Below are 7,146 nucleotides of genomic sequence, written 5' to 3' on the forward strand. Positions count from 1 at the left end.
TCATCTGTCATAATGGCCATGAACCAGTTATCACCATTAAGGTGCTGTGCCAGTGAGAAAGGACCCAGCATACTACCCATGATCGGAAGGTCAGCTCCAAATTTATCTGTAAGTATTTTGATCGCCTTACAAACAACACCAACCCTTCCTTCACTCAGATCATAATCCTTTAATTTTTCAATATCTTCTGCGGTCTTCACAACGTGTCCAACAACAGATGGCTGCTGAACCTGTGTACCCGGCTTGATCTCACAGCCAAATAACTCGGCTTCTGCGGAAATATCATAAGGAACACGTACAGCTTCAAAACCAATTTCAGTGTGGCCTGCTTCAGAAAGTGTTGCCATCTTTTCCGCATCCTCATTTGCCTCCGGCCAGAATGCACCACAAGCTTCCATTTGTTCAACGGTTCCAGTTTGTGTAACGGATACAGCTGGCATTCTGTCAACGGGCTGCTTGTTCAATACGCGTGCCAGTCTTTCTTTTGGTGTATATTCAACCATAATTTCGATCTCCTGTTAATTCAATTATATTTTATTCTCTATGAATAAAGTGGAGCCGGTAATGACCCACCGGCAAAGGGTGAAGGAAGATAGTCCGGATAATATCCGGATTAAGCGCTACTTTTGGTCATTTTGGACTACTTTAAAATACAAGCCCCAACTCTTCGAGTTTCTTGCGTGCACCATCGTATACACTAACGTATTCATCAGTTGGTGTTATAGTCTTAACATCATAACATTCCTGGAATGTCTTTCCTTGTGGTGCTTTTGCATAATCGTTCTCGTAGAGTTTGAGAAGTCCATCAATTATCTTGTTAACTTCTCCGATGTCCATACCTGCAGTTGCTCTTGCAACCTCCCCCATCATTCTGGCTTCCATACCTGTTGTCTTATCCTGCACAACACCCTTTGCGGCTGCCACACCGGAAAGGATCTCACGGCCGGATGCCGTATCTGTCATGGACTGGGCTGAAGCCTCAAGCAGGCACATTTCTGTGCATGGTCCTGCACATGGATAGTACTGGTTACCGGAAAGCATGTCGGTGAACTCTGAAATTGTAGCACAGGTCCATCCTGCGATCATCAAAGTTTCCCTTGTGTTTGTAGATCCCCAGCGAATGTGTACCGGCCCGTCAAGGTGCCAGCTTGCATTGCTCATCACAAATGCATTGATGTGTGTTGCAATATCAACAATAGCAGTCTCTTCTACGCCGCCGGCGTAGCCACCAAAGATAGGCATCTGCTCATCCATGATGATGTCACTGTTACCGTTATAGTGTGCAATAACAGAAATTGCATCAAGGTCGATCTTAAGTTCATTTAGTTGTGAGACTTCGTGACTATCACTACTGATCATGCCACCGGCACATTCAGCAGAGATATTTCCCTGAGCGGACAGGGAAGTCTCAGGCCCCTATATGCCCATGCCAGGCCTTCCTGCCATTGCCGCTGCCTGTTTGATAAGTCTGGTCTCGGTCTTGGCGGCCAGGATCTCATAAGGGCTCTTGGGGATTGGTGGTTTTCCACGAACCGTCATCATGACACCGTTAACGATTGTGTCAACTTCCTTCTCAAGAGCATAGCTCATATGCACCGGCATGAACATCTCTTCAGAGATTGGAGAACCCGTAGGACCGCCCTGCACGATTGGCTTGCGCTTGCTACCAACCTTTCTCTTTTTAACGGTCACTGCATCCCTTCCAGTACCAAGTACAAACTTCTTCTGAACGTTGTTGATTGCATTCCAGATCTCGTCTTCGGTATACTTAACGATACGTTTGGTGTCGGTACAGAAAATACCGCACTCAAGGAGCATGTCAAAACCTGCTTTGAACAGATTGCTCATCATATCCTTATCGGTTGGGACAAACTCATTTTTAAAATCAATTCCGTACTTCTGCTTGAGTTCCATTGCCTTCATCGGAATGGTCATAAGATCCCAGTCATCCTGTGTGATCTTCTCTCCCTTTTTAGCCCGGTCATAGAACTCGTAGCAATCCATTGATCTACTATATGTCATACTTCGTCACCTCTTACTGCATAATCTCAAGAGCTACACGAGACGCATCTGCAGCGTTCTCTGCTGTTGCATCCGCACCGATCTCTGCGATCCATGCATCTGAGACAGGTGCCCCGCCGAACATGACCTTGACATTGTCCCTGAGACCTTCTTCCTTAAGCAGTTCCACTGTGTCTTTCTGGCCAAGCATTGATGTTGTCATGAGCGCTGAACCGACAAGGATTATTTTCTTGTCCTTGTTCTTTTCCACCTCTTCAATGACCTTTTCATTTGGCACATCTACTCCGAGATCGATGATCTCAAACCCGTTTGCACCCAGCATTGTTGTTACAAGTCGGTGACCGATGTCGTGAATGTCCCCTTCCTGAACATAGGTGATGGCAAGTCCCTTTCCTGCTTCTGTATCTCCTTCGAGCAAAGGTGACAGTATTTCCATGGCGGCATTCATTGCTTTTGCAGACATCATGATCTGTGGAAGGTAGATCTCTGCGGCTTCGAATTTGTCACCGACTATTTTCATTCCAACTGAAAGGCCATTCTCGATAGCTTCAACTGCACCGATACCGGCTGCAAGTGCCGCATTAGTGGCTTCTACACAACCGTTTATGTCCTGACTGACAATTGTGTCTCTGAGTTTGTCTAAAAGTTCTTGATTTGACATGTAATACCTCCCTCAATATCTATAATGGGGAAACGGTATCCATTCACCTACTTGGACAGTAGTTATTTTCTCTATAAATGGATCAAAAAAGAGACCCTGCAACGCAGAAGGTCTCATTTCAAATTTCCCATATTATTCATTCATTTAACTATGCGATTTGTTGTCTGAATCTTTCACAGGAATTGATCTTGATATCCAGAAGTTTCTCGATATTCATCTTTGCTGCAATTCCTTTTGGAGTACCTGCAACAGAAGTTATCACGCCGATACCGAGATCTTCCCTCACTTCCCTCATGACGTACTCATCACTAAGATCAAGTGTAGAAACATCCAGTTTCTTTGCAACGTATTCCTTTGCTTCCCCAATTCTCATGCTTTTTGAGAATTCCATTCTTGCAACAAGATCTCCTGCTGCCCTGATACCGCTCATTCCGGAGGTCATGATGTGTGCGATCGGCATACCCATCGGGTCGCCGACCCCTACCTATATGCCGTCAACGCCGGCAACTTCGACCATAGCTTTACTGGCCCTTGACACGGCGTCAATTGTTGGAGTCTCAAACATAGGGATACCACCGACACCCATTCCCATATTCACATGACATGGAATAGATGAAGCTTTAACAGCCGCCTTGACGAAAGTAACAGCTCTTCCAAGGTTCCATGCAGCACTTTTGCTGGTGTTGGTATTAACAACAGGTCCGAATATATTGGCACCTGCCTTTGCAACAACCGGAGCCTGCTGATGTGGCCACATTCCTGCGAGCACCTTTTCGTCATATTTAAGGTCACCATGCAAACCGAGAGTCAGCTCGCCTGCCATACCTGCTTCGATGTAGATATCAGGGAACTCTTTCCTCAATGCCTCAATAGCATGCAGGGATGCGAACATGTCACCGTCTCCTGCCGCACCGATCGTATCAAAATTAATACCGTCAGCACCGGAAGCCATCATCTTCTGCATGATCCATGTTATGTCCCTTGTAGCATGTTTAGCTGAATTCTCAATAGAAGCTCTTGCCTCATCGATCTTGAATGCCTTCATAAGATCACCTGGGTTCTCGAATGGACCATCCGGAGTATAGTAAAGACCAAGATTTGGCATTGCACCATAAAGGAGCGGAACGATAGTATTCTGCTGGCAGACTTCCATTGTCTGTTGTTCATTGGAGATCACAGGTTTGACAGGTTTGTAACTGTAGTCTATATGACCAAGTTCCATAGTATCAGCACCAAATGCACGTTCGTGCATCATAACACCAACAAGTCTGCTGGATGGAATTCCCACACCGCTGTTGCCCTGGTCACCATCGATCCTGATGGTACCAATATCGTGGGTTACAGGGACTTCCTTGCCCGGTTCTACTCCAACCATTCTCGCAGGCATTGCAATAATGTCAACAAGTTTATCGAGTTCATCTTCACTAAGATCAGGGATCTCGCCAAGGTCTGTAGCATCTGCCATTCCTTCTTTGAGGTCTGCCAGGATCTGCTCCCTTGTCATGAGTATCCTCTGACCGTCTCCCATTCTAGTAGTGTATTCTGTTGTCATTTGTTTCACCTTCCGAAAATTTCAGAGAAGTAGTTCTTTGGCTTTTGCCACGGCTTCGCTTGCATTTTCTGCATAGCAATCAGCACCGATCTTATTTGCCCAGTTTTCTGTTGCAGGTGCGCCACCAATCATGACCTTTATATTATCTCTCAGCCCCTGCTCTTTGAGCATCTCGATAACTGCTTTCTGACCCGGAAGGGTAGTGGTCATAAGAGCGGAAAGACCGACCATGTCTGCATTTGTCTCTTTGATCTTATCGATGAAATCCTGAAGGGGAACATCTCTTCCAATATCATGGACCTCAAAACCTGCAGACTGGAGCATTGTGGAAACAATGGACTTGCCAATGTCATGTACATCTCCCTCAACAGTGCCGTTTACGATAACACCCAGTTTCTTACTGGCAGCTTCCGTTGGCATGTCAGCTTCCAAAATTGAGACTCCGGATTCCATTGCACCGGCTGCGAGCATTACATGTGGCAAGAACAACTTACCTCTCTCAAATAAAATGCCCACCTCATTCATACCGGCTGCAAGACCTTTTTCAATGATCTCAGCCGGTTCAAGACCTTCACTTCTTGCTTTTTCAACTGCTGCGTCAACAGCATCTTTTTTGCAGGAAATTACGGCATCTGCAAGTTCTTTAAACATTTCTTCTTTGCTCATTTGCACACCTCGTTAAATTTTGATAAATAAGTTGTATTATTGTGAAATTCGGATTTGTCCCGCTGGCAAATTTAACACATTATGGTGTATGCGGGCAATGTGAAACAATAATAGTAGAAATAAAAAAATTAAAATGACACAGGTAGATTTGTCATTAGGGGATCACATTAAATCCATTCCATAGCAAATCTATCTGTGTCTGACATCTACTTGACTTGTTTCTCTGGTTTGTTGATCTCTGCTCAGTTCCCCCTTAGAATTTAGAGACAAACGTTCTTGCCTGCCAGAGTGCAAGTATGGCAATGATCAGGATCAACACCATATACAATGTACCTGCAGCAGGCAGGGGTGAATTCACCCAGTACGCATTATACGCTTCCATTGCGGCTTCTGTTTGTACCATATGATCTCCTCCATTAGATGTTCAGCAAGCATGCATCAGACGCTCGGATCTGTCCGAACTCTGTGATGTTATATTTGTGCAAAAGAAAACCTTTCTTGTAAATTCCATCTTCATCGACCTTGACCTCAACATCTTGTAGTAATCCACCTGATGCCAGTTCTATGATATCGAAGTTGATGGAATCTCTCTGGAAATCTCCCTTGAGACCATACTCTTTCTGTATTTGCGGCACAATCTCATAATTCCATTTTCCTCCTTCTTCGTTGCACAGTTCAAGTATCCTGAATTTAATAGGACGTAGATCTGCCATTTTAGTCACCTCTCAAAGATTCCAATTCTTCCGCAGATTCAGAGAACATGATGGAACTACCGGCAAGACACAAAGCGCCTCCTACCAAAATAGTCCAGGCAGGCATATCTCCGAAGAAAAGGAATATGAATATCACGGCAAAAAGACCGTAAAGGTTTCCAATTCCCTGTCCTCTGCCTACACCGATAAGAGGGAACGACTTGTACCAGGCAACATAACAGAAGCCAAATGTGATACCTGCAAATATCAAGGTCAGGAGTGTGAGTGGCTCAAATGCCAGTATTGCATACTTGAACATTGGGAAACCAACGATTGCAAGAAGCGGAATGATTAGTATCCACCAGATGATATTCTCGGCAATGAATCTGATTGTGAGACTCACATCAGGTTCAGAGATGTCAAGACCTTTTCCTGCAATAGCACCTTCAATACCCCAACCGGCTGCCGCCATGAGGCCTCCAAGGTAACCGATCCAGGAAACATTCCCGGTGCCAAGTTCAGTTAAAACGCCACCACCAAAGATCGTAAAACCACCTGCGATGATAAACGCAATACCTGTGTATGCACGTCTGGTAATCTTTTCACCATACCATTTAGAAGCAAGGATAGAACCTATTACTGGATACATAAGAGCTGCAACAGCAGCAAAAGCACCGCCAACGAATCCCATTGCGATGAATGATCCCAATATTGCCATCGGACCGCCGAAAATAGCAGCCAGGAAGAACCACTTGGAACATGGGTGGAATTCTTTCAGTGTTCTCTTCATTTCTCCGAATTTACCAAGAACACCATTCCAAACCAAAAGAGCTAATATGACAGTTAAAGCATTGAATGCTGTTATCAGCACAGCAGTTACGATCAACGATACCCCGTCGCCACTTGTAGCAGCGATCTCACCGTACATCGCATCAAAAGGATTTAGGACCCATACAACTGTACCCGGGATGTACCATATACCCCAGAGAACTGCACAAAAAAAGGCCCACATGAAACCGATTTTGACTCTCCTTTTATGCTCCTGTGTTTTTAAGGCTTGCAAATCCATAATTAATACCTCCTACAATATCATTATAAGTACCCAAATAATCAGTTGCAGAGATGTAGTAAATATAGATCTCTGCTACTGAATTGGAGATTTCTTAAAATCAGAACATCTCCTTAAGTTTGGTCACCACATCGGATGCATTTTCACCATAGACGTCTGCACCGATCTTATCAGCCCAGTCCTGGGTAACGGGTGCACCGCCGACCATTGTTTTGAGCGAGTCACGAAGACCTGCTTCCTTGAGCTGCTCTTCGATCTGGATCTGGCTGACCATTGTTGTGGTCATAAGGGCAGATGAAGCAACTACCTGTGCACCAACTTCCTTTGCCTTTTCAACATAGTCATTTATTGCTACATCTCTTCCAAGATCAAATACCTCAAAACCTGCGATCTTGAGCATTGTAGCAACAATGTCCTTTCCTATGGAATGGATGTCACCTTCGATCGTACCGATCACGATCTTGCCTCTGCTTTCGGTCTCTGC

The 7,146-nt window shown here is 44.9% G+C and carries 7 protein-coding genes and 2 pseudogenes; all 9 read right to left on the bottom strand.

Translation table 11 applies throughout. The features are described 5' to 3' along the window. Nucleotides 1–503: uroporphyrinogen decarboxylase family protein (locus QAS77_RS09075; protein WP_305065070.1), on the bottom strand; the 503-nt coding region annotated here is incomplete at its 3' end. A 142-nt stretch (nucleotides 504–645) separates the two neighbouring features. Continuing rightward, nucleotides 646–2,022, bottom strand: a pseudogene (locus tag QAS77_RS09080) (monomethylamine:corrinoid methyltransferase). A gap of 13 nt (nucleotides 2,023–2,035) precedes the next feature. After that, complete coding sequence (locus QAS77_RS09085) at nucleotides 2,036–2,683, bottom strand: corrinoid protein (protein WP_305065072.1); 648 nt, start codon at nucleotides 2,681–2,683, stop codon at nucleotides 2,036–2,038. Nucleotides 2,684–2,831: 148 nt separating this feature from the next. Then, a pseudogene (gene mtbB, locus QAS77_RS09090) lies at nucleotides 2,832–4,235 on the bottom strand ([dimethylamine--corrinoid protein] Co-methyltransferase). A 21-nt stretch (nucleotides 4,236–4,256) separates the two neighbouring features. Further along, entirely contained in the window at nucleotides 4,257–4,901 is a 645-nt protein-coding gene (gene mtbC, locus QAS77_RS09095) for a dimethylamine corrinoid protein MtbC (protein WP_305065074.1), read from the bottom strand. A 253-nt stretch (nucleotides 4,902–5,154) separates the two neighbouring features. Beyond that, complete coding sequence (locus QAS77_RS09100; RefSeq protein WP_305065076.1) at nucleotides 5,155–5,304, bottom strand: hypothetical protein; 150 nt, start codon at nucleotides 5,302–5,304, stop codon at nucleotides 5,155–5,157. 13 nt (nucleotides 5,305–5,317) lie between these two features. Then, on the bottom strand, nucleotides 5,318–5,614 hold the full coding sequence (locus QAS77_RS09105; RefSeq protein WP_305065077.1) for a hypothetical protein: 297 nt from the start codon (nucleotides 5,612–5,614) through the stop codon (nucleotides 5,318–5,320). A 1-nt stretch (nucleotide 5,615) separates the two neighbouring features. Next, nucleotides 5,616–6,662 (bottom strand): DMT family transporter, encoded by a 1,047-nt coding sequence (locus QAS77_RS09110; protein ID WP_305065079.1) that lies wholly within the window; start codon nucleotides 6,660–6,662, stop codon nucleotides 5,616–5,618. A 100-nt stretch (nucleotides 6,663–6,762) separates the two neighbouring features. Continuing rightward, nucleotides 6,763–7,146: cobalamin-dependent protein (locus QAS77_RS09115; protein ID WP_305065081.1), on the bottom strand; the 384-nt coding region annotated here is incomplete at its 5' end.

Origin of the sequence: Methanococcoides sp., assembly GCF_030594565.1 — an archaeon.
In the GTDB taxonomy this organism is placed as follows: domain Archaea; phylum Halobacteriota; class Methanosarcinia; order Methanosarcinales; family Methanosarcinaceae; genus Methanococcoides; species Methanococcoides seepicolus.

Coding starts and splice junctions, on each gene's coding strand:
- QAS77_RS09100 (WP_305065076.1), bottom strand. CDS start 5,304: ATGGTACAAACAGAAGCCGCAATGGAAGCGTATAATGCGTACTGGGTG.
- mtbC (WP_305065074.1), bottom strand. CDS start 4,901: ATGAGCAAAGAAGAAATGTTTAAAGAACTTGCAGATGCCGTAATTTCC.
- QAS77_RS09105 (WP_305065077.1), bottom strand. CDS start 5,614: ATGGCAGATCTACGTCCTATTAAATTCAGGATACTTGAACTGTGCAAC.
- QAS77_RS09085 (WP_305065072.1), bottom strand. CDS start 2,683: ATGTCAAATCAAGAACTTTTAGACAAACTCAGAGACACAATTGTCAGT.
- QAS77_RS09110 (WP_305065079.1), bottom strand. CDS start 6,662: ATGGATTTGCAAGCCTTAAAAACACAGGAGCATAAAAGGAGAGTCAAA.